The organism is Pseudomonas sp. DTU12.3 (genome assembly GCF_004124275.1).
Lineage (GTDB): Bacteria > Pseudomonadota > Gammaproteobacteria > Pseudomonadales > Pseudomonadaceae > Aquipseudomonas > Aquipseudomonas helmanticensis.
On the sequence record NZ_CP027218.1, the window covers coordinates 608,064 to 628,257 of the forward strand.

Consider the following 20,194-nt stretch of genomic DNA (forward strand, 5'->3'; position numbering starts at 1 on the left):
TCGCCAGGGCTGAGGAAATACTGGCGATTTTCCCGGCGCAGGGAGAGATACAGATTTTCGGTTTTTTCCAGTACACCCGATGGCGACGGGGTCTGAGGAGGAGGGCGTGGCGGGGGATTGCAGCGGATGATCAAATCGCAGGCATAAAAAAACCCTGAATCTTGCGATTCAGGGTTTTCGGTATTTGGTGCCCAGAGACGGAATCGAACCGCCGACACGGGGATTTTCAATCCCCTGCTCTACCGACTGAGCTATCTGGGCAACGGGGCGCATTAAAAGGGTTTTTCGGATTTACGTCAACGACTTTTTTAAAATTTCTTAAATTAATTCCGTCGCTTACGATCCGACCCCCGATTTTGCGGGGTTTACTCTGCAGGCGGAACGTAGCCTTCGGCTTGAGCGTATTCCTCACCGGAGAAGTACTTGTCCATTTCGCCCTGAAGAAATTTGCGATCTTCGGCGTTCATCATGTTCAGACGCTTTTCGTTGATCAACAGCGTCTGATGTTTCTGCCAGTCGGCCCAGGCCTTGGCGGAGACGTGGTCAAAAATGTCCTGACCTTTGGCGCCCGGGTACGGAGGGCGTTCCAGGGCTGGCAGTTCTTCTTTGTACTTGCGGCACATTACGGTGCGGGTCATGGCGACTCTCCTGCATTCAAGACGGCGGCCGCGCGTTCGAGCAAGGTTTTGACCGGGGCGGCGAGGCCCAGGCGCGGCGGGGTGGCGAGGTTATACCAGAGCCAGTCGGCCTCGGCCACGTGATGGGCGGCCTCCTGTACCTGAACCAGCCAGGGTTCGATGGACAGCTGGAAATGGCTGAACGTGTGGACAAGGTTCGGCAGCGCCTGCTGCTCGCCCATGGTCAGCGAGTGCTGGTCGGCGAGATGTTGCAGGTCGTCGAGGCCATCGAGTTCCGGCAGGCTCCACAAGCCGCCCCACAAACCGCTCGAGGGGCGACGGTAAAGCAGAATCGCGCCGTCGCCGTTGGCCAGCATCGGCATCAGCGTGCGCTTCTGCGGAATGGCTTTGCGCGGCTTGGGGATCGGGTAGCGGGTTTCGAGGCCGAGCATGTGCGCCTCGCAGCCACGCTCCAGCGGACACAGCAGGCAACTCGGCTTGCTGCGCGTGCAGAGCGTGGCGCCGAGATCCATCATCGCCTGGGTGTAGGCGTTGACCCGATCATGCGGCGTAAAGCGCTCAGCGTTGGCCCACAGTTGTTTGGCGACCTTTGGCTCGCCGGGATAGCCCTCTTGCGCGGTAAAGCGCGCCAGCACGCGTTTGACGTTGCCGTCGAGGATCGGTGCGCGCAGGCCCATGCTGATGCTGGCGATTGCGCCCGCAGTGGAGAGGCCGATGCCCGGCAGATCGGTAAGCTTTTCGACGTCACGCGGAAACTCGCCACCGTACTGGCTGACGACGATCTTCGCGGTCTTTTGCAGATTGCGCGCGCGGGTGTAGTAACCGAGGCCGGTCCACAGGTGCAGCACTTCGTCTTCCGGGGCTTCGGCCAGCGCTTCGACCGTCGGCAGTGCGGCCATGAAACGGTCGAAGTAATTCAGCACGGTGCTGACTTGAGTCTGCTGCAACATGATCTCCGACACCCACACCCGATACGGGTTGATGTCCTGCTGCCAAGGCAAATCATGGCGGCCATGGCGGTCGAACCACTCCAGCACCGCCGTGGAAAACTGCTCCGCTCTCATCGCTTGAACAGCCCCTTCAATGCGTTTTTCAGTTCCGGGCTGACTTTGTCACCCAGTTTTTCGTCGATCTTCTCGCTGAGCTTGTTGCCGGCCATTTTGGTCGCGACCTGGCCGAGGCGATCATTGTCGACACGGCAGGCCTTGGCGCCGAGTTCCAGCGGGCCTCGGCAGCGTAACGGCCACTCGATGCCGACGAACTTGTCGCCGACCTGGCAGGCCGGATCCGGAATGGCGCTGGTGTCGCCTTCGACGATGATGCCAACGCGGTAATCCATGCCGAGCACGCGCAGGTCGATGTCGCCATCACCGTTGACGGTCATGCCGGGGATGCGCACTTTCAGGTCCGGATTGCTGGCGATGCCGTTGCGCAAGGTCAGGTTGCCTTTCAGCTCCTGGAACGGCGTGTCCTTGCCGCGTGGCTCGCCGCTGAGGGTTTTGCGGTTGAGCGTGGCGATGCCTTTGCACAGTTGCTGTTCAAGGTTGGCGTTGAGCAGCACGCCGTTGTTGATCACGAAACTGGCATTGCCGTTTAGGGTATCGATCAGCGCCTGCTGGCTGTTGCCGCTGCTGGTGACGTTGCTGGTGAGGGTCACCAGGCCTTTGACCGGCGGGTTTTTGCCCTGGCTTTCGAGGATTTTTTCCGCCGGCACGCGGTTGAGTTTGGTCTGCAGGTTCAGTACCGGCGCACTTGGGCGTACATCGAGGGTGCCTTTGGCTTCGAAGCCGCCGTTGTACAGTTCACCGCTCAGATTGGTCAGGGTCAGCAGGCCGCCCTGGCCGGTGGCTTTCAATGCGGCGTTCTGGATCGGCAGCTTGTCGAGGGTCAACTGGCCGAAGGTCAGGTCGGCATCGACGTCGAGTTTGGCCAGACGCTCGACCGGCAACAGGCGCTCAGTGCTCCAGGCGGTTTTGCTCGGTTTGTCCGGCAGCGGCGTCGAACCGGCGCCGGCCATGGCATCGGCTTCGGTGCTGGCGACTTCGGCCTGGCGCACTTGCGTGGCGCTGTTGGCTTGTGCCGATTTTGGCGGCAAATAGCGGTCGACGTTGAACGTGTCGGCCTTGAGGATCGCGCGCAGCGATTGCTTGGCGAAGTCTTCGACGGCGATGCGGCCGCTGAAGCTGCTGTCGTCGAGTTTCAGGTTGATGTTGTCGAAGGCGACGCTGGTTGGCGTGGCAGCAACCCGGCTGACCAGTTCGACTTTGCTCAGGCTGCCTTCGGCCATGGCCGGGAGTTTCTGACCGATGCTGTCGACGAACTTCGCCAGATCGAACTGGGCAATGGAGAGGCCGCCAGTGATCTGCGGGGTCTTGTCGAGGTCGTTGGCTTTCAGTTCGCCCAAGGCGCGCAACTGGTTGGCGGAAATCTTGATGCCGGTCCATTCGGCGACGTTGGCCGCTTTATCCAGCGATATCTGCCCTTGAGCTGCGAAGGTCATGGTTTTGCCTTGCAGCGGATCGCCAGCCAGTTCGCCGGACAGCTTCATGTCTTCGAACTTGTAGCGTTGCAGTGCGCGCTCGATGCGCAGCTCACCGGTGAGCTCGGTGCGCACGCGCAGGACCGGTTGATTGGTGCCAAGGAATGCAGTGGCTTTCACCGGGATATTGGTCGAATCATGCACCGGGCCGGTGCTCAGCTGGATGCTCTCGGCACTGAACTGCTTGCCGGTCTTCTCGTCGTTGTACTCAACACGGGCGTTGTTGACGGTCAGGCTATCGATGTCGAGGCGGATCGGCTGCGGTGGTTTTTCCACAGCAGCAGTGGGTTCGATGGCCGGTTGGCCTGCGGTTGCAGCTGGCGGCGTCGCTCCGGCCTCGGCGGGCAGCTTGCCGATGTCTTCCCAGTTGCCGTGGCCGTCCTTGTCGCGGTTCAGGCGCAGGTTCAGGCCTTCGACGCGCACATCGCTCATCTGCACTTCACGGCGCAGCAGCGGCAGCACGCGTACGGAAAGGCCGAGCATCTGCAAATCGGCAAACGGTTCGGTCGGTTTGACCAGCGTCGCGACGCTGGCCTCGTGCAATTCCAGGCCGAGCCACGGGAACAGGCTCCAGCCGATATCGCCATTGAGCGTCAGCTCGATGTGGGCCTTGTCGCGGGCTATCTGGCGGATCTCGTCTTTGTAATCGTTGGGATCGAAGAGGTGGGTCAGGGCAAAACCTGCCGCCACAATGATCAGCAACAGCCCGAGAAGTACCAGACCCAGGATTTTGCCGAACGCTTTCATGGGCGAGTCCTTGTAGTTAGTCGAATTCGTAATTTAGCCGGGGAGTATAGCGCTGCAACGGCCCTGTTCGGTGTGGCGTCATGTCGTCAGGACTTCCAGCGGCACCTGTAACCGGGCGGCGATTGCCTGAGCTTCAAGGTGCCCGGCGGGTGCCCGCAGGCGCAGTTCGGCCCCCGCTTGCGACGCCATTTTCTGCGCTTGGTTCACCATCCGCTCGGCAACCCCACGGCGACGAGTAACTTTTCGTACACACAAATGGGACATGTACCAGACGTCGCGGTGCCTTTGCAGGCGCGCGGCGCCGAGCAGACGGTCGTTGAAACGTCCGGCAATAAAACTCCCGTCCGCCAACGCACTTTCGATCAGCTCCACTTCACTGGAAAACGGCGAAAACAGCCATTCGGGTGCATCACGATAGATTTTCTGCAGATCCTGCTGATCCTGATAATTGGCGTCTTCAAGCGTTTGAACGATAACCGGCATGGTAACCCCGTAAAAAATGCGCCCCGTGCAGGAGCTGCCGAAGGCTGCGATCTTTTGATCCTGTTTTTGCAAAACAACGTCAAAAGATCGCAGCCTTCGGCAGCTCCTACACAGGTGTAGAGATCAGATGACATGAAAAAGGTGATATCAGTTTGGTTTTTCTGTCACCTGCAAATGGTAACCTTCGCCCGTTCGTCCGTCCTTCTGCGACTTAACGTCGCGCCTTCATGGAGCTTCACCTGAAAAAACGGTCATGCCTGCGTGCATAAGGCCGAGGGTGAACAGTGGCTGGCGAACCATACTAATAATTGGGGGATACACAATGAGCACGAGCATTACGGCGGACGGCGTCAAAGCCGACCAGCCCGCGTTCCTGTCCAAGGAACGCATCATCGCCAAGCCCGGTTTCAACCGTTGGCTAGTCCCACCGGCCGCTCTGGCCATCCACCTGTGCATCGGCATGGCCTACGGCTTCTCGGTGTTCTGGTTGCCGCTGTCCAAGGCGCTTGGCGTTACCGCTCCAGTGGCTTGCGCACCGGACATGAGCTTCATCACACAAGTGTTTTCGTCGCAATGCGACTGGCCGATCTCGATGCTCGGCTGGATCTACACGCTGTTCTTCATCTTCCTCGGCTGCTCGGCAGCGATCTGGGGTGGCTGGCTGGAACACGCCGGGCCGCGCAAGGCCGGTGTGGTATCGGCACTGTGCTGGTGCGGCGGTCTGCTGATCTCGGCGCTGGGTATTTATACCCACCAGATCTGGCTGATGTGGCTCGGTTCGGGCGTGATCGGCGGTATCGGTCTGGGTCTGGGCTATATCTCGCCAGTGTCGACCCTGATCAAGTGGTTCCCGGACAAACGCGGCATGGCCACGGGCATGGCAATCATGGGCTTCGGTGGCGGCGCGATGGTCGGTGCACCGTTGGCAACCGCGCTGATGAGCCACTTTGGCTCGGCTGGAGGCGTTGGCGTCTGGCAGAGCTTTGTGGCCATGGCGGCAATCTACTTCGTGTTCATGATCGGTGGCGCTCTGGCTTACCGCGTACCGCCTACCGGCTGGAAGCCTGAAGGCTGGACTGCACCGGCGAAGAAAGCGGCGAACGCGATGATCACCAACCGCCACGTGCATGTGAATGTGGCGTGGAAAACCCCGCAATTCCGTCTGGTCTGGCTGGTGCTGTGTCTGAACGTCTCTGCCGGTATCGGCATCCTCGGCATGGCTTCGCCATTGTTGCAGGAAGTGTTCGGCGGCAAGCTGCTGGGTGTTGATGTGCCGTTTGGCCAGCTCGATGCCGGGCAATTGGCCTCGATCGCTGCGATTGCTGCCGGTTTCACCGGTCTGCTGAGCCTGTTCAACATCGGTGGTCGTTTCTTCTGGGCATCGTTCTCCGACTACCTGGGCCGCAAAAACACCTACTTCGTGTTCTTCGCACTGGGTTTTGCCCTGTACGCGCTGATTCCGAACATGGGCCATCTGGGCAACGTTGCGCTGTTCGTGGCGGCGTTCTGCATCATCCTGTCGATGTACGGCGGCGGTTTTGCCACTGTTCCGGCTTACCTGGCCGACCTGTTCGGTACGCAAATGGTTGGCGCGATCCACGGTCGTCTGCTGACTGCCTGGGCGGCGGCTGGCGTGCTGGGACCGGTGTTGGTGAACTACCTGCGTGAATATCAGTTGAGCATCGGCGTTGAACGCGCTGCTGCTTACGACATCACCTTGTACATCCTCGCTGGCCTGCTGGTGCTGGGCTTCCTGTGCAACCTGCTGGTACGTCCGGTGGCCGACAAATACTTCATGACCGACGCGGAACTGGCTGCCGAACAAGCGCTGGGCCACGACAAAGGTGCTGACGCCAGCACTGTCCTGGAGTGGAAAGCGGCGCCGGGCAGCAAGCCGTTGGCGATCGCTGCGTGGTTGGCCGTGGGTATTCCGTTGGCGTGGGGTGTGTGGGTGACCCTGCAGAAGACGGCGGTACTGTTTCACTAAGTAAGTGATAAAACGCACTACCCCTGTGGGGGCGGGCTTGCTCGCGAAGACGGACTGTCAGTCGACATAAGTGTTGGCTGACCCACCGCATTCGCGAGCAAGCCCGCTCCCACATTTGTTTTTGGGTGCCTGTAATGGCTTGTATGGACATGTCTACCCGCGACAGCCGGGCGTTCTATCCGTCAGCCATCTCACCTCTCGTGTTTCTGTTTGCTTCCTGCGTGCCTATAATGGCTGCCTTTTTCGCCCAATGATTTTGCGGAGCTGGTGATGGCCGAACGTAAGGCGTCTGTCGAGCGCGACACTCTGGAAACCCAGATCAAAGCCTCGATCAACCTTGATGGCACCGGAAAGGCCCGATTCGATATCGGTGTTCCTTTTCTTGAGCACATGCTGGATCAGATCGCCCGTCACGGGTTGATCGACCTGGATATTGAATGCAAGGGCGATCTGCATATCGACGACCACCATACGGTGGAAGACGTCGGTATCACCCTCGGCAAGGCATTTGCCAAAGCCATCGGCGATAAAAAAGGCATCCGTCGCTACGGTCACGCCTACGTGCCGCTCGATGAGGCGTTGTCGCGCGTGGTGATCGATTTCTCCGGTCGCCCGGGCCTGCAGATGCACGTGCCGTACACCCGCGCCACTGTGGGCGGCTTCGACGTTGACCTGTTCCAGGAATTCTTCCAGGGTTTCGTCAACCACGCGCTGGTCAGCGTGCATATCGACAACCTGCGTGGCACCAACACTCACCACCAGATCGAAACCGTGTTCAAGGCTTTCGGCCGCGCGCTGCGCATGGCCGTCGAGCTGGATGAGCGCATGGCCGGGCAAATGCCATCGACCAAAGGCGTTCTGTAATGCAGACGGTTGCAGTTATCGATTACGGCATGGGCAACCTGCACTCGGTGGCCAAGGCCCTCGAGCACGTCGGTGCCGGCAAGGTGCTGATCACCAGCGATGCCAACGTGATTCGTGAAGCTGACCGCGTGGTGTTCCCCGGTGTTGGTGCGATTCGCGATTGCATGGCGGAGATCCGTCGCCTCGGTTTCGATTCGCTGGTACGCGAAGTCAGTCAGGATCGTCCTTTTCTCGGCATCTGTGTCGGCATGCAAGCCTTGCTCGACACCAGCGAAGAGAACGACGGTGTCGACTGCATCAGCCTGTTCCCGGGCGCGGTGAAGTTCTTCGGCAAAGACCTGCATGAAGACGGCGAGCACCTGAAAGTCCCGCACATGGGCTGGAACGAGGTGAAGCAGAAGGTCAGCCACCCGCTGTGGCATGACATTCCGGACATGGCGCGTTTCTACTTCGTGCACAGCTACTACATCGCCGCCGCCAATTCGCGGCAAGTGGTCGGTGGCGGTCATTACGGCGTCGATTTCGCTGCGGCGCTGGCCGATGGTTCGCGTTTCGCCGTGCAGTTCCACCCGGAGAAAAGCCATACCCATGGCCTGCAATTGCTGCAGAACTTCGCCGCGTGGGACGGTCGCTGGTAAATGGCTGCCAGGAAAACCAAACCGCCGATTCTGACCCTCACTCCCGAACAGGAGAACGAGGCCAATCGCAAGATTCAGCGGTTCATGGAAGACCGTTTCGAACTGGACCTCGGTTCGTTCGAAGCGGCAGAAATTCTTGAGCTGTTTACCCGCGAAATTGCTCCGCACTATTACAACAGGGCGATTTTCGATGTGCAGACCCACCTCAAAGAGCGGTTTGAAAGCATTGAAAGCGACCTGTGGGCGCTCGAGAAAAACTGATTTCCGAGCCAAGCTGAACATTCAAATTTGAAGGTTTGCCAGATGCTGATTATTCCCGCTATCGATCTTAAAGACGGTGCATGCGTACGTCTGCGCCAGGGCCGCATGGAAGATTCCACGGTGTTCTCCGATGACCCGGTGAGCATGGCTGCCAAGTGGGTGGAGGGCGGTTGCCGCCGTCTGCATCTGGTCGATCTGAACGGCGCTTTCGAAGGCCAGCCAGTCAATGGCGAGGTGGTCACCGCGATTGCCAAGCGCTATCCGACCCTGCCGATCCAGATCGGTGGCGGCATCCGCTCGCTGGAAACCATCGAGCACTACGTCAAGGCTGGCGTCAGCTACGTGATCATCGGCACCAAAGCCGTTAAAGATCCGGCGTTCGTCGCTGAAGCCTGCCGCGCGTTCCCGGGCAAGATCATCGTCGGCCTGGATGCCAAAGACGGCTTCGTCGCCACCGATGGCTGGGCTGAAATCAGCACCGTACAGGTCATTGATCTGGCCAAGCAGTTTGAAGCTGACGGCGTGTCCTCGATCGTTTATACCGACATCGCCAAAGACGGCATGATGCAGGGCTGCAACGTACCGTTCACCGCTGCACTGGCTGCTGCCACGAAGATCCCGGTGATCGCGTCCGGCGGCATCCACAATCTCGGTGACATCAAATCGCTGCTCGACGCCAAGGCGCCAGGCATCATCGGCGCTATCACCGGCCGAGCGATCTACGAAGGCACCCTCGACGTCGCCGAAGCGCAAGCTTTCTGCGATTCGTACCAAGGCTGAGGACTGACCATGGCGCTGGCCAAACGCATCATCCCTTGCCTGGACGTGGACAACGGCCGGGTCGTCAAAGGTGTGAAGTTCGAAAACATCCGCGACGCCGGTGACCCGGTGGAAATCGCCCGTCGCTACGACGAGCAGGGTGCCGACGAGATTACCTTTCTCGACATCACCGCCAGCGTCGATGGCCGCGACACCACGCTGCATACCGTCGAACGCATGGCCAGTCAGGTGTTCATTCCGCTGACGGTCGGCGGCGGCGTGCGTACCGTGCAGGACATCCGCAATCTGCTGAATGCCGGTGCGGACAAGGTGTCGATCAACACCGCTGCCGTGTTCAACCCGGAATTTGTCGGTGAAGCGGCGCAGCATTTCGGCTCGCAGTGCATCGTCGTCGCCATCGATGCCAAGAAAGTTTCCGGCCCGGGCGAAACCCCGCGCTGGGAAATCTTCACCCACGGCGGGCGCAAGCCAACCGGGCTCGATGCAGTCGAGTGGGCGAAGAAAATGGAAGGCCTCGGTGCCGGTGAAATCCTGCTGACCAGCATGGATCAGGACGGCATGAAAAACGGTTTCGACCTTGGCGTGACCCGCGCGATCAGCGATGCGCTGGGCATCCCGGTAATCGCTTCCGGTGGCGTCGGCAATCTGCAGCATCTGGCTGACGGCATTCTCGAAGGCCACGCCAGCGCTGTGTTGGCGGCGAGTATTTTCCACTTCGGCGAATACACCGTGCAGGAAGCCAAGGCCTACATGGCCAACCGCGGCATCGTGATGCGTTAAGCGTCAAAATCGATACAGGCCAGTGGACACCATGGCGCACCCAAGGCACTCTTGGGCACGCCATGGATTTCGGTAGCCCGACATGATCAAACGCCTGCTTCTTGTTCTCGCCAGCGCCTCGATGTTGCTCATCAACACGGCCCGTGCCGAAACCAGTCCCGACACCGATCTGGTGCTCCTCACCGAAAACTTCCCGCCTTACAACATGGCGAAAGACGGCAAGAACTTCGCCAAGGGCGAGAACATCAATGGCATCGCCACCGACATCGTGCGCGAAATGTTCCAGCGCGCCGGCGTTACCTACAGCCTGACCCTGCGATTCCCCTGGGAGCGCGTCTACAAACTCGCCCTGGAAAATCCTGGCTACGGTGCCTTCGTGATGGCGCGCCTGCCAGACCGCGAAAAACTCTTCAAATGGGTCGGCCCGATCGGTCCGGACGACTGGATCATGTTGGCCAAGGCCGACAGCAAGATCACCCTCGAAACCCTCAACGATGCACGTAAATACAAGATTGGCGCCTACAAGGGCGATGCGATTGCCGAGACGTTGGCCAAGCAAGGCCTGAAGCCGCTGGTTGTCCTGCGTGATCAGGACAATGCGAAAAAGCTGGTCAACGGCCAGATCGACCTGTGGGCCACCGGGGATCCTGCCGGGCGTTATCTGGCGCGGCAGGATGGAGTCACCGGTCTCAAGACCGTGTTGCGCTTCAACAGCGCCGAGCTTTATCTGGCACTGAACAAAGACGTATCTGACGCTGTCGTTGCCAAGCTGCAGGCAGCGCTGGATCAGATGCGCAAGGACGGTGTTGTCGACGAAATCATGTCGCGCTATCTGTAGCGGTTGGTAGCTCCGACTCAGGTTGTGCAGCGCCGACTGGCTCAGCTTTGCCATGGCCAGCCCTGCGCTTCCGTTGGTACAGAAACACAAGGCCGGAGGGGCGCATCAAGGGGCGTTATTTTTGAGCGCCTCCCATTCCCGCGTGTACTCCTTCAACTCTGAGCGCTGATGGTTGGTGTCGACAGCGTAGACGCAGAGCTTTAAGGGGAAGTTGCTTTTCGGGCGTAGCCAATTGGATGTCACACGGCTATAACCCTGTGAATCTTCGCAGCTGGTTTTTTCAACAAGTCCGTTTTTTACCTCGTACCAGTCAATGCCCTCGTTCTTCCGTTCCGGCCACAGAATCATCGCTTTGTTTATTTCTGTATTGAAGGAAAAGTCCACTGTTGGGGAGGGGGTTGGCCCGGCAGCAATCAGATAGGTGGGGACAGTGACAGCGTTTCGATAAGTACCTTTCGGTAATATCTCGTTGGTACTGTCTGTGCCAATAATACAAAGGTTATTAAGTCCGGTTTTCGGACCCATTGGGACATTTAACTGAACAGGGGTGATGCCAGCATTGATCGGTTGGCTGTAGTCTTTCGGATTTTCGCAATCGAGTGGGTCATAAGTGCGTTTGGTCCGGATAAAACGGGTGCTGGCGGTTACTTCAAAGTTCCATGTCGGGTAAACGTATTGATTCTCCGTGGTTACTATGATTTTTGCATGCGTTGCCAGTTCGGAAGGTAGTTTAATGGAGGCTGCCGGGAATAACTCACACACTTCCGGGTTGCTATTGAGTTTTCCATCGATAAAGCAGCTGTTGAAAACCGAGGTTGGACTAGCGTAATTGCCACTCGGCATCTGGCCGTATCCCGGCAGCGGTGTCAGTTGCTTTGCCATCGTACCCAGCACGGCATAGACCTCGTTGCTCGTTCGGTCAATTACAGGGCTGCCCGAGCTTCCGGGTGCAGCATCTTTGCATTGGTTGCTGACAATATGTCGCCAAACCCAAGGCTTCTCGAAAATTGCCGAGGAAGGCGTGTGGGTGCAGGCAGAAATTCGTAATGGAACTCCGTTGGGGCCATGCACAATCAGAACGTCGCTATCTTCAGTCGGTGGTTGCTGGGCCAGTTTCAAAGGCTTGATGCCTTGTTTCAGGAGTTCGGCTTGTGACACCCCAAGCTCCAAAAGAGCCAGATCGACGCCCTGAATGCTGCTCCAGGATACCTTTTTCAGAGGGAAGGTCTTGTGAGCTTCAGGTGTGTCAATGAAATGGTTGAAGGTAATGGTGCCTTCGATGGGGTCGTCTGTTCGCATGACACCATTTTCCTTGCCCACGCAGTGTGCGCTAGTGAGTGCATAGGCGGGATCGGACGCTCGAGAGCTGTTTGTATCGATTAGGAAAGCAGTGCAAAAACCGTGAGCGGGGCTCTTGTACTTGCCGATACCCGTCCAGTAGTTATATGTGCCATCTTTGTTGTTCAGATATTGCGAGGGTGAAAGGTTTTCAACCCCTCTGCCATAATCAATCGGGTTGGAGTTAGCAGGAAGTGAGAATGCAGCGAGTAATAAAAAGCTTGGATAGAAATTGTTTAAATTCATGGCCAGTCCTTGGCTAATTGCGTGGGTGCAGACTGGAGGAGAATAAATTAGTTTGGGTTTGTGTGGTTTTCCAAGGTGTTGCAATTTGTTGGGGATGTAGGGAGTTTGTAAAGAAGTTCGTTAATTGACAGGTTAACGGTAAATGCCATTTGTCCCGTGTGCAGCCGTCGCCCTGTTACTACGCACGCTGATCATCTGCTTGATGTCGATCCACTCGATGCCTTGAGCCTTCAGCTTCGGCAATTCTCGCTCGAGCACTGCCAGCGTCTGCGGATAGGGATGGCCGATCATTACCGCTGAACCCTGCTTGCGCGCCAGGTTGATCGCCGTCTGCAGCTGCGTATAGATCGCCGCTTCAGTGCGCTCGTCATCGAGAAACACATCCCGCGAAACACTCGCCAGATCGATCTTCTGCGCTTGCTGCGCAGCAACGGTCTGCGCGCTGGTGCGGCTGTCGACGAAGAATTTGTGCCGCCGCTGCAACTCGGCCATCAACCACGCCATCGCCACTGGTTGCGCGGTCATGCGACTGCCCATGTGGTTATTGATACCAGCGGTGTACGGGACCATTTTGAACGCGGCGTTCAGGCGTTTTTCCAGCTCTTCGATCGGCAGTTCAGGGTGCCAGGCGTAGGGCCCGGTGGCCGGGTCCATCGGCATGTGCAGGATGACGATCTTGCCGGCGCGATGGGCTTCGCGGGCAAATTCAGTGGCGTGGGGTGTGTCGGGCATGATCGCTGTGGTCACCGGGCCGGGCAGGGCCAGCACACGGCGATCCCGGGGCAGATTCTGCCCCAGGTCGTCGATGATCAGTGTCAGGTAGGCTTTGTGTGGCTTTGGGCTGACGGGCTCTGCGTGAGCAGCACCCGCCAGACAGCACAACAGAACGAAGACGAAACGCAAAGACATCCTCAACGGCCGGACGTGATGCTCAGCCCTTTGAGCAGGCTCAGGGCCTGGGCCAATTGGTAGTCATCATCCTGCGGCATGGCTTTGGGCTTGGCGCCGGAGCCGGTTGGTTTGTCCGCGCCGCCATTGCCATTGCCCAGGTGACCTTGCAGGTCAGCTTCCTTGAAGTAATCGCCATCGGCCTCGTTGGTGATCTTGGCCTTGCGCACTTCGATGTCCGGAACAATGCCTTGCGCCTGAATCGAGCGGCCATTCGGCGTGAAATACAGCGCCGTGGTGATCTTCAGCGCGCGGTCGTTGTTCAGTGGCAGCACGGTTTGTACCGAGCCCTTGCCAAAACTGGTGGTGCCCATGACCACGGCGCGTTTCTGATCCTGCAGGGCGCCGGCGACGATTTCCGAGGCCGAGGCGCTGCCACCGTTGATCAACACAACCATCGGCACCGCTTCGCTTTCGTCTTTGCCGGTGGCCGAGAAGCGCAATTCGGAGTTGGCGATACGGCCTTTGGTGTAGACGATCAGGCCTTTGGTGATGAAGTGGTCGACCACTTCCACCGCCGCCTGCAACACGCCGCCCGGGTTGTTGCGCAAGTCGAGAACGATGCCGTTGAGCTTCTTGCCGTTGTCCTTGCGCATCTTCGCCAGGGCCTTGGAGACCTCTTCGCCGGTCTTGACCTGGAACTGGGTGATGCGGATGTAACCGTAACCTGATTCAAGCAGCTGCGACTTGACGCTCTTCACCTGAATCACTGCGCGCGCCAAGGTCACGTCGAACGGCGTGCCGCCATCGCGCACCAGGGTCAGGGTGATTTTCTGGCCGATCTTGCCGCGCATCTTGTCGACGGCTTCGGTCATGGTCTGGCCGCGCGTTGGCGCACCGTTGATCTTGACGATGAAGTCGCCAGCCTGAATGCCGGCCTTCGACGCCGGTGTGTCGTCGATTGGCGAGACGACCTTGATGAAGCCGTCTTCAGCGCCGACTTCGATACCCAGGCCGCCGAACTCACCGCTGGTGCTTTCCTGCAGCTCGGTGAAATCTTCAGGGCCGAGGTAGGCCGAGTGCGGATCAAGGTTGCTGAGCATGCCCTTGATGGCGTTTTCGAGCAGGGTCTTGTCGTCCACCGGTTCGACATAGGCGGCTTTGATCCGGTCCATGACCTCGGCAAAGGTGCGCAACTCTTCCAGCGGCAGCGGTGCCTTGGAGGTCGCGGCAGTGCCTGCCGGAGCGACGGCCGGGGCCGGTTGAGCGGCGAACGCCAGAGGCGCGCCGATCACCAGGGCGATCGTCAGGGCCAGCGAGGTAAGGCGGGACAAATGCAGCATGTCGAACGAACTCCTTAATTAGGCGGTGCGCTTATCCTTGCGCACGACACCATTGCGCCGGATCACTCGGGTGACCCTGCTGACGAATTGCGAAATACAGCGCTGGTGTGTCCTGGCCGCCACTGTTCCCGACAGTGGAAATGGACTCACCGGCTTTTACCACGTCACCGGCCGACTTGAGCAACGTCTGGTTGTGACCGTAAAGACTCAGAAAACCGTTGCCGTGATCGAGGATCACCAGCAGCCCGGCACCGCGCAACCAGTCGGCGAACACCACACGACCGCCGTGTACGGCATGCACTTGACTACCGGCGGAGGCGCTGATCATCACGCCGTCCCACTTGGTCCGGGCATCGTCGCCACGGCTTTCGCCGAAGCGTGCCAGCAGTCGACCATCAACCGGCCAGGGAAGTTTTCCCCGGGTTGCAGCAAAAGGGCCACCAAAGGTCTCGCCGCTGCTGGAGACCAGCGCGCCGGGAGTGGATTTGACCGGTTTCCGTGGGGCGTCGCTGTTTTCAGCCTGCGCCTCACGCAAACGCTTTTTTTCCGCTTCCTGCTGGGCGATCAGCGCTTTCTGCCGCGCTTCTTCTGCCTCACGAGCCTGGCGAGCCAGGGTTTCTTCAATGGTTTTAAGGACTTTAGACAGGTCTGCCTGATCCTGCTCACGCGCGGCGAGTTTCTGATCGCGCGCCTTTACATCGTCGTTGAGCTTGGCGAGGACTTGCTGGCGCTCCTTGCGAACCTTGTCGAGTTCATCGCGCTGGGTATCAAGGCTGCTTTTCTGTACCAGCAATTGCGCCTGCTGCGCGGCGATGTCCTGTTCGACATTGGCCAGTTGGCGCAGGGTTTCGTTGAAGTTTTTCAGCTGCTCCAGGCGCGCCTGGCTCAGGTAATCGTAATAGGTGAGGGTGCGGGCGAATTTCTCGGGATTCTGCTGGTTGAGCAGCAGCTTGAGGTATTCCTGCCGACCATTCTGATAGGCCGCGCGGGCCTGGATGGCGATCAGTCGCTGCTGTTCAGTGCGTGCGCTCTGGAGTTTTTTTTTCTCCGCATCGAGTCGCTGCAGCTCGGATTCGCTTTTCTTCAGCTCTTTTTGCAGCGTATCGATCTGCTTCTCGAGATTGCCCATCTCGGTTTCAGTGCCCTTGAGCTCTTTCTGTACGCCGGATTTTTCTTCCTGGACCTTGTTCAGCAGCTTTTTCAGCTCGGCAATGTCCTGACGCGTGGCGTCCAACTGCTGTTGGGTTTGCGCGCGCTCGTCAGCGAAGGCCGGTTGGAGCAGGCAGGTCAGAGCAAGGGCGATCAGGACGCGGAGCATAGAGGCGGGCGGCACCAGGGTAAGGGACGGCCTAGTATGCCCGCCCGAGGCTGCAAAAAAAACGCCCAATTGGGGCTGTGTGATAACTGGACCAGATTCGGTATTGAAAATAGCGCAAAACCAATGTGGGAGCGGGCTTGCTCGCGAATGCGGTGGATCAGGCAACATTGAAGTCGACTGATCTACCACATTCGCGAGCAAGCCCGCTCCCACAGGGTTTTGTGGTGTTTGATCGGGCGGGTTAGACCAGGATAGAGGTGCCAGTCATCTCCGCCGGTTTCTCCAGACCCAGCAGCTTCAGCATGGTTGGCGCCACGTCCGCCAAGACGCCGCCTTCACGCACCTTAAGGTCACGCTTGCCGACGTAAATGAACGGCACCGGCTCGGTGGTGTGCGCGGTGTGTGCCTGATGGGTTTCTTCATCGGCCATTTTTTCGACGTTGCCGTGGTCAGCGGTAATCAGCGCTTCGCCGCCGACTTTTTCCAGTGCTTCAACGATGCGGCCCACGCAGGTGTCGAGGCATTCAACCGCCTTCACTGCTGCGTCGAACACACCGCTGTGGCCGACCATGTCGCCGTTGGCGTAGTTGACCACGATCACGTCGAAACGCTGGTTTTCAATGGCCTCGACGATGCGGTCGGTGACTTCCGGCGCGCTCATTTCCGGCTGCAAGTCATAGGTAGCGACTTTCGGCGACGGGATCAGGATGCGCTCTTCGCCCGGGAACGGTTCTTCACGGCCGCCGGAGAAGAAGAAGGTCACGTGCGCGTATTTCTCGGTTTCAGCGATGCGCAGCTGGGTTTTGCCGTTTTTCGCCAGATAGTCGCCGAGCACGTTTTCCAGGCTGCCCGGAGCGAATGCCGACGGTGCCGGAATGCTGGCCGCGTATTGGGTCAGCATGACGAAACCGGCCAGTTTTGGCTGGCGTGCGCGTTCGAAGTCCCTGAAGTTGTCCTCGACGAACACGCGGGTCAGCTCGCGGGCACGGTCGGCGCGGAAGTTCATGAACACCACGGCGTCGCCGTCTTCGACTTTCACCGGCTCACCAATGGTCGTGGCTTTAACGAATTCGTCGCTTTCGCCACGAGCGTAAGCCGCGTCGAGGCCTTCCTGCGCGGTGGCGGCGTTGAATTCGCTGTTGCCGTCGACGATCAGGTTGTAGGCCTGGGCCACGCGATCCCAGCGGTTGTCACGGTCCATCGCGAAGTAACGGCCGATGATGCTGGCGATGCGGCCCTTGCCGAGTGCCTGGAAGGTTGCATCGAGCAGTTCGATCGACGATGCAGCGCTTTTCGGCGGCGTGTCGCGGCCATCGAGGAAAGCGTGCAGGTAGATTTTTTCGGCGCCGCGCTTGAAGGCCAGTTCGGCCATGGCGATCAGGTGATCCTGATGGCTGTGTACGCCGCCATCGGACAACAGGCCCATGAAGTGCACGGCTTTGCCAGCGGCCACGGCTTTATCCACAGCGGCGCAGATGGTCGGGTTCTCGAAGAATTCGCCATCGCGGATCGATTTGGTCACGCGCGTGAAGTCCTGATACACCACGCGGCCGGCGCCGAGGTTCATGTGGCCGACTTCGGAGTTGCCCATTTGGCCGTCCGGCAGGCCGACGTCCATGCCGCTGCCCGAGATCAAGCCGTTCGGCACGGTGGCCCACAGGCGATCAAGGACGGGCTTCTTCGCCGCAAAAACGGCATTGGATTCGGGGCTTTCGCTGTGACCGAAGCCGTCGAGAATCATCAGGACCAAAGGTTTAGGCGTAGTCGTCATGGAATCCACTCGTGGCTAATAAAGAAGAGGGCGATGGAAAAGGGAGTTGGAGTTTAAAGCTAAGTTCCGACCGCGTCACCGCCGGACGGGGTTTGGCCGACCATAGTGGCTGTGTATACTGGCCGACATTTTAACGCCCTGGAACCTCCTTCGATGGTTGCTCACCTGATTGAATTTGCCACTAACCACTACATTCTTGTCGGTATCTTCGTCGTACTGCTGGCTCTGCTGCTGGCGCACACGATGCAGGGCGGCGGTAAAAGCCTGAGCACCGGCGAGCTGACTGCACTGGTCAACAAAGACGCAGGCGTAGTGGTGGACATCCGTCCGGCCAAGGATTTCGCTGCCGGCCACATCGTTGGCGCGATCAACATTCCCCAGGACAAACTGGCTGCGCGCACCGCCGAGCTGGAAAAGCACAAGGCCAAGACCATCATTCTGGTCGATGCCCTCGGTCAGACCGCCGGCACCCACGCCCGCGAACTGATGAAATCCGGCTTCACCGCCGCCAAGCTTTCCGGCGGGATTTCCAGCTGGAAAGGCGACAACCTGCCGCTGGTGAAGTGATATGAGCGAAGTCATCGTCTACTCCAGTGATTACTGCCCTTATTGCTCTCGAGCCAAGTACCTGCTCGAGAACAAAGGCGTGGCCTTCAAAGAGATCAAGGTCGATGGCAAGCCGCAGGTGCGTGCCGAAATGACCCAGAAGGCCGGGCGCACGTCCGTGCCGCAGATCTGGATCGGCAGTCAGCACATCGGTGGTTGTGATGATTTGTATGCCCTGGAGCGCGCCGGCAAGCTCGACGCGCTGCTCAAGGCCTGAACGGCTGCACCCACGTACAGCACTCCCTAAAAGACCCAAGATCGATAAGGATCTGAGATGACTGACCAACAGAACACTGCAGCCAGCGAAGAAGAAACCGCACCGCAATTCTCCTTGCAGCGCATCTATGTACGCGACCTGTCCTTCGAAGCCCCGAAAAGCCCGGCGATCTTCCGCCAGCAGTGGGACCCGGCTGTCGCGCTGGATCTGAACACTCGCCAGAAGGCTTTGGAAGGCGATTTCTACGAAGTCGTGCTGACCCTGTCCGTTACCGTGAAAAACGGTGAAGAAGTGGCCTTCATCGCTGAAGTGCAGCAGGCCGGTATCTTCCTGATCAAGAACCTCGATGCGGCTTCGATGAGCCACACCTTAGGTGCGTTCTGCCCGAACATTCTGTTCCCGTACGCGCGTGAAACCCTGGACAGCCTGGTGACCCGCGGTTCGTTCCCGGCGCTGATGCTGGCTCCGGTGAACTTCGACGCTCTGTACGCGCAAGAATTGCAGCGCATGCAGGAAAGCGGCGAGACGCCAACCGTTCAGTAAGCGGTCTGGACTACAACGAAAAAAGCGCCGTAACAGGCGCTTTTTTCTTGGGCTGAAACAAGCCTCATGTAGGAGCTGCCGCAGGCTGCGATCTTTTGATCCTGTTTTTAATATCAAGATCAAAAGATCGCAGCCTTCGGCAGCTCCTACAGGGGAGCCAGGAAGTGCGGATTTTCGGTGTTACTTGAAGTCGTTCTGGCGCCAGGCTTCGTATACGGCGACGGCCACGGTGTTGGACAGGTTCAGGCTGCGGCAGCCTTCGCGCATCGGCAGGCGCAGGCGTTGTTCGGCAGGAAGGGCATCGAGCACCTCCGCTGGCAAACCACGGCTTTCCGGGCCGAACAAAAACGCATCGCCCGGGACGAACGCGGCATCATGAAACGGCCGCGAACCCTTGGTGGTGAACGCGTACACCCGAGGGTTACCGATGCTCTGCAGGCAACTGGCGAGGTCCGCGTGACGTTGCAGCGTGGCATATTCGTGGTAGTCGAGACCGGCACGGCGCAAGCGCTTGTCATCCATCTCGAAGCCCAACGGTTCGATCAAATGCAGGTGGCAGCCGCTGTTGGCGCACAGCCTGATAACGTTGCCGGTATTCGGCGGAATTTCTGGTTGAAAAAGGATGACGTGAAACATGCACGGCTCCGAAGGTAAAGATGAGCGGCATTCTACGCCGCCTGTGGACAACCGTTCGAAACTATTCCCGCGAGTGGTCGGTTCGCTGGCGATTGTCGGCGTAATGATCGGCTTGATGATCGGCCGCCTGACCACGCCCGATCCGACCGTGCTGCAGCAAGTCGAGGTGACGGAGCAGGGGCTGGTGGTGTGGTTCAACAACGAACCCAAGCTGCACGGCGAAATCATCGACGGCACCGTGGCGCTGTTGTTTCAGGCTGAAGGCAAAGCGCAGAAAGGCCAGCTCAAGCTCAACGGCAAAGACCTGAACTGGCGGACACGAGCGAGTGATGGTGGGTTGTTGCTGACGGTGTTGGCGGCGCGGCCGCTGCAGGGGGACTGGGCCGGCAGCAAGGTCGATGACCGCTGGCGACTGGAGATCCATCTCCGCGAGCAATAAAAGCGGGAATCCCTGACCTGCCTGTATCAGGGTTCCCAAAACAGTGTGGACTTCGCGTGACGCGTCGGTCCGGTGTAAAGAGGGAACCCCCGGCCTGCCTGTACCAAGGATCCCAAAAGGGTGGGCGCATCGCGCGGCGATCTGCGCCCGGTGTAAAGAGGGGAATCCCCGGCCTGCCTGTACCAAGGTCCCCGAAACGGGTGGTGAAACGAATCACCTGCAAGAGGTATTGCAGGGCGCGTGCCAGGTTTTAATTTGTTGAAACAAAAAGCTGATCAGAAACACGAAAGCCCC

General features: G+C 58.9%; 21 protein-coding genes and 1 tRNA gene. 11 read left to right on the forward strand and 11 right to left on the reverse strand.

The genetic code is table 11. The features are described from left to right. Window positions 1-185: 185 nt before the first annotated feature. From C2E19_RS02725 to C2E19_RS02745, 5 genes are all read right to left on the reverse strand, one after another. Window positions 186-261: transfer RNA gene (locus C2E19_RS02725), tRNA-Phe, on the reverse strand. A gap of 104 nt (window positions 262-365) precedes the next feature. Next, entirely contained in the window at window positions 366-638 is a 273-nt protein-coding gene (locus tag C2E19_RS02730) for an oxidative damage protection protein (RefSeq protein WP_129387754.1), read from the reverse strand. Continuing rightward, window positions 635-1,702, reverse strand: coding sequence for an A/G-specific adenine glycosylase (mutY, locus tag C2E19_RS02735; protein ID WP_129387757.1), 1,068 nt, complete (start codon window positions 1,700-1,702; stop codon window positions 635-637). The genes C2E19_RS02730 and mutY overlap by 4 nt, the downstream gene beginning before the upstream one ends. Then, complete coding sequence (locus tag C2E19_RS02740; protein ID WP_129387760.1) at window positions 1,699-3,924, reverse strand: AsmA family protein; 2,226 nt, start codon at window positions 3,922-3,924, stop codon at window positions 1,699-1,701. The genes mutY and C2E19_RS02740 overlap by 4 nt, the downstream gene beginning before the upstream one ends. Window positions 3,925-4,002: 78 nt before the next feature. Beyond that, window positions 4,003-4,407, reverse strand: coding sequence for an acetyl-CoA sensor PanZ family protein (locus tag C2E19_RS02745; protein WP_129387763.1), 405 nt, complete (start codon window positions 4,405-4,407; stop codon window positions 4,003-4,005). A gap of 322 nt (window positions 4,408-4,729) precedes the next feature. On the opposite strand from C2E19_RS02745, the gene C2E19_RS02755 reads away from it, so the two are divergent. The 7 genes from C2E19_RS02755 (at window position 4,730) to C2E19_RS02785 (ending at window position 10,555) form a co-directional block, all read left to right on the forward strand. Continuing rightward, complete coding sequence (locus C2E19_RS02755) at window positions 4,730-6,394, forward strand: OFA family MFS transporter (RefSeq protein WP_129387766.1); 1,665 nt, start codon at window positions 4,730-4,732, stop codon at window positions 6,392-6,394. A gap of 270 nt (window positions 6,395-6,664) precedes the next feature. Next, entirely contained in the window at window positions 6,665-7,258 is a 594-nt protein-coding gene (hisB, locus tag C2E19_RS02760; RefSeq protein WP_129387768.1) for an imidazoleglycerol-phosphate dehydratase HisB, read from the forward strand. After that, window positions 7,258-7,896, forward strand: coding sequence for an imidazole glycerol phosphate synthase subunit HisH (gene hisH, locus C2E19_RS02765; RefSeq protein WP_129387771.1), 639 nt, complete (start codon window positions 7,258-7,260; stop codon window positions 7,894-7,896). The genes hisB and hisH overlap by 1 nt, the downstream gene beginning before the upstream one ends. Continuing rightward, window positions 7,897-8,157 (forward strand): DUF2164 domain-containing protein, encoded by a 261-nt coding sequence (locus C2E19_RS02770; RefSeq protein ID WP_129387774.1) that lies wholly within the window; start codon window positions 7,897-7,899, stop codon window positions 8,155-8,157. Window positions 8,158-8,199: 42 nt separating this feature from the next. Next, window positions 8,200-8,937 carry a 1-(5-phosphoribosyl)-5-[(5-phosphoribosylamino)methylideneamino]imidazole-4-carboxamide isomerase gene (gene hisA / locus C2E19_RS02775; RefSeq protein ID WP_003220753.1) on the forward strand — a complete coding sequence of 246 codons (738 nt, stop codon included), beginning with the start codon at window positions 8,200-8,202 and terminating at the stop codon, window positions 8,935-8,937. 9 nt (window positions 8,938-8,946) lie between these two features. After that, window positions 8,947-9,717, forward strand: coding sequence for an imidazole glycerol phosphate synthase subunit HisF (gene hisF / locus C2E19_RS02780; RefSeq protein WP_129387777.1), 771 nt, complete (start codon window positions 8,947-8,949; stop codon window positions 9,715-9,717). A gap of 82 nt (window positions 9,718-9,799) precedes the next feature. Further along, window positions 9,800-10,555 carry an ABC transporter substrate-binding protein gene (locus tag C2E19_RS02785; RefSeq protein ID WP_129387780.1) on the forward strand — a complete coding sequence of 252 codons (756 nt, stop codon included), beginning with the start codon at window positions 9,800-9,802 and terminating at the stop codon, window positions 10,553-10,555. Window positions 10,556-10,660: 105 nt separating this feature from the next. On the opposite strand, the gene C2E19_RS02790 is transcribed toward C2E19_RS02785, so the two are convergent. From C2E19_RS02790 to gpmI, 5 genes are all read right to left on the reverse strand, one after another. Then, a complete protein-coding gene (locus C2E19_RS02790; RefSeq protein ID WP_129387783.1) occupies window positions 10,661-12,139 on the reverse strand; it encodes a serine protease in 1,479 nt (492 codons plus the stop codon). A 132-nt stretch (window positions 12,140-12,271) separates the two neighbouring features. Continuing rightward, entirely contained in the window at window positions 12,272-13,048 is a 777-nt protein-coding gene (locus C2E19_RS02795) for a divergent polysaccharide deacetylase family protein (RefSeq protein WP_129387786.1), read from the reverse strand. A gap of 2 nt (window positions 13,049-13,050) precedes the next feature. Continuing rightward, window positions 13,051-14,370, reverse strand: coding sequence for a S41 family peptidase (locus tag C2E19_RS02800; protein WP_129387789.1), 1,320 nt, complete (start codon window positions 14,368-14,370; stop codon window positions 13,051-13,053). A 31-nt stretch (window positions 14,371-14,401) separates the two neighbouring features. Beyond that, on the reverse strand, window positions 14,402-15,688 hold the full coding sequence (locus tag C2E19_RS02805; protein ID WP_129387792.1) for a murein hydrolase activator EnvC: 1,287 nt from the start codon (window positions 15,686-15,688) through the stop codon (window positions 14,402-14,404). A gap of 241 nt (window positions 15,689-15,929) precedes the next feature. Continuing rightward, window positions 15,930-17,459 (reverse strand): 2,3-bisphosphoglycerate-independent phosphoglycerate mutase, encoded by a 1,530-nt coding sequence (gpmI, locus tag C2E19_RS02810; protein ID WP_129387795.1) that lies wholly within the window; start codon window positions 17,457-17,459, stop codon window positions 15,930-15,932. A gap of 153 nt (window positions 17,460-17,612) precedes the next feature. Here gpmI and C2E19_RS02815 point away from each other — a divergent pair, with 153 nt between their 5' ends. Genes C2E19_RS02815 through secB form a run of 3 tightly spaced genes read left to right on the forward strand, consistent with a single transcriptional unit; the run spans window position 17,613 to window position 18,825 of the window. Further along, window positions 17,613-18,026 (forward strand): rhodanese-like domain-containing protein, encoded by a 414-nt coding sequence (locus C2E19_RS02815; RefSeq protein ID WP_008080560.1) that lies wholly within the window; start codon window positions 17,613-17,615, stop codon window positions 18,024-18,026. A gap of 1 nt (window position 18,027) precedes the next feature. Further along, on the forward strand, window positions 18,028-18,282 hold the full coding sequence (gene grxC / locus C2E19_RS02820) for a glutaredoxin 3 (RefSeq protein WP_025110925.1): 255 nt from the start codon (window positions 18,028-18,030) through the stop codon (window positions 18,280-18,282). 57 nt (window positions 18,283-18,339) lie between these two features. Next, window positions 18,340-18,825, forward strand: a complete 486-nt coding sequence (gene secB, locus C2E19_RS02825) for a protein-export chaperone SecB (protein ID WP_007909233.1) — start codon at window positions 18,340-18,342, stop codon at window positions 18,823-18,825. A gap of 180 nt (window positions 18,826-19,005) precedes the next feature. Here secB and C2E19_RS02830 read toward each other — a convergent pair whose 3' ends face one another. Beyond that, a complete protein-coding gene (locus C2E19_RS02830) occupies window positions 19,006-19,461 on the reverse strand; it encodes a tRNA (cytidine(34)-2'-O)-methyltransferase (RefSeq protein ID WP_129387798.1) in 456 nt (151 codons plus the stop codon). Here C2E19_RS02830 and C2E19_RS02835 point away from each other — a divergent pair. Then, window positions 19,460-19,900, forward strand: a complete 441-nt coding sequence (locus C2E19_RS02835) for a hypothetical protein (RefSeq protein ID WP_129387801.1) — start codon at window positions 19,460-19,462, stop codon at window positions 19,898-19,900. The two genes, C2E19_RS02830 and C2E19_RS02835, sit on opposite strands and share 2 nt — an antisense overlap. The last annotated feature ends 294 nt before the right edge of the window (window positions 19,901-20,194 follow it).

What these genes read in the sequence shown, in the direction of transcription:
- C2E19_RS02730 (WP_129387754.1), bottom strand. Translation starts at nt 638, where the DNA reads ATGACCCGCACCGTAATGTGCCGCAAGTACAAAGAAGAACTGCCAGCC.
- mutY (WP_129387757.1), bottom strand. Translation starts at nt 1,702, where the DNA reads ATGAGAGCGGAGCAGTTTTCCACGGCGGTGCTGGAGTGGTTCGACCGC.
- C2E19_RS02740 (WP_129387760.1), bottom strand. Translation starts at nt 3,924, where the DNA reads ATGAAAGCGTTCGGCAAAATCCTGGGTCTGGTACTTCTCGGGCTGTTG.
- C2E19_RS02745 (WP_129387763.1), bottom strand. Translation starts at nt 4,407, where the DNA reads ATGCCGGTTATCGTTCAAACGCTTGAAGACGCCAATTATCAGGATCAG.
- C2E19_RS02755 (WP_129387766.1), top strand. Translation starts at nt 4,730, where the DNA reads ATGAGCACGAGCATTACGGCGGACGGCGTCAAAGCCGACCAGCCCGCG.
- hisB (WP_129387768.1), top strand. Translation starts at nt 6,665, where the DNA reads ATGGCCGAACGTAAGGCGTCTGTCGAGCGCGACACTCTGGAAACCCAG.
- hisH (WP_129387771.1), top strand. Translation starts at nt 7,258, where the DNA reads ATGCAGACGGTTGCAGTTATCGATTACGGCATGGGCAACCTGCACTCG.
- C2E19_RS02770 (WP_129387774.1), top strand. Translation starts at nt 7,897, where the DNA reads ATGGCTGCCAGGAAAACCAAACCGCCGATTCTGACCCTCACTCCCGAA.
- hisA (WP_003220753.1), top strand. Translation starts at nt 8,200, where the DNA reads ATGCTGATTATTCCCGCTATCGATCTTAAAGACGGTGCATGCGTACGT.
- hisF (WP_129387777.1), top strand. Translation starts at nt 8,947, where the DNA reads ATGGCGCTGGCCAAACGCATCATCCCTTGCCTGGACGTGGACAACGGC.
- C2E19_RS02785 (WP_129387780.1), top strand. Translation starts at nt 9,800, where the DNA reads ATGATCAAACGCCTGCTTCTTGTTCTCGCCAGCGCCTCGATGTTGCTC.
- C2E19_RS02790 (WP_129387783.1), bottom strand. Translation starts at nt 12,139, where the DNA reads ATGAATTTAAACAATTTCTATCCAAGCTTTTTATTACTCGCTGCATTC.
- C2E19_RS02795 (WP_129387786.1), bottom strand. Translation starts at nt 13,048, where the DNA reads ATGTCTTTGCGTTTCGTCTTCGTTCTGTTGTGCTGTCTGGCGGGTGCT.
- C2E19_RS02800 (WP_129387789.1), bottom strand. Translation starts at nt 14,370, where the DNA reads ATGCTGCATTTGTCCCGCCTTACCTCGCTGGCCCTGACGATCGCCCTG.
- C2E19_RS02805 (WP_129387792.1), bottom strand. Translation starts at nt 15,688, where the DNA reads ATGCTCCGCGTCCTGATCGCCCTTGCTCTGACCTGCCTGCTCCAACCG.
- gpmI (WP_129387795.1), bottom strand. Translation starts at nt 17,459, where the DNA reads ATGACGACTACGCCTAAACCTTTGGTCCTGATGATTCTCGACGGCTTC.
- C2E19_RS02815 (WP_008080560.1), top strand. Translation starts at nt 17,613, where the DNA reads ATGGTTGCTCACCTGATTGAATTTGCCACTAACCACTACATTCTTGTC.
- grxC (WP_025110925.1), top strand. Translation starts at nt 18,028, where the DNA reads ATGAGCGAAGTCATCGTCTACTCCAGTGATTACTGCCCTTATTGCTCT.
- secB (WP_007909233.1), top strand. Translation starts at nt 18,340, where the DNA reads ATGACTGACCAACAGAACACTGCAGCCAGCGAAGAAGAAACCGCACCG.
- C2E19_RS02835 (WP_129387801.1), top strand. Translation starts at nt 19,460, where the DNA reads ATGCACGGCTCCGAAGGTAAAGATGAGCGGCATTCTACGCCGCCTGTG.
- C2E19_RS02830 (WP_129387798.1), bottom strand. Translation starts at nt 19,461, where the DNA reads ATGTTTCACGTCATCCTTTTTCAACCAGAAATTCCGCCGAATACCGGC.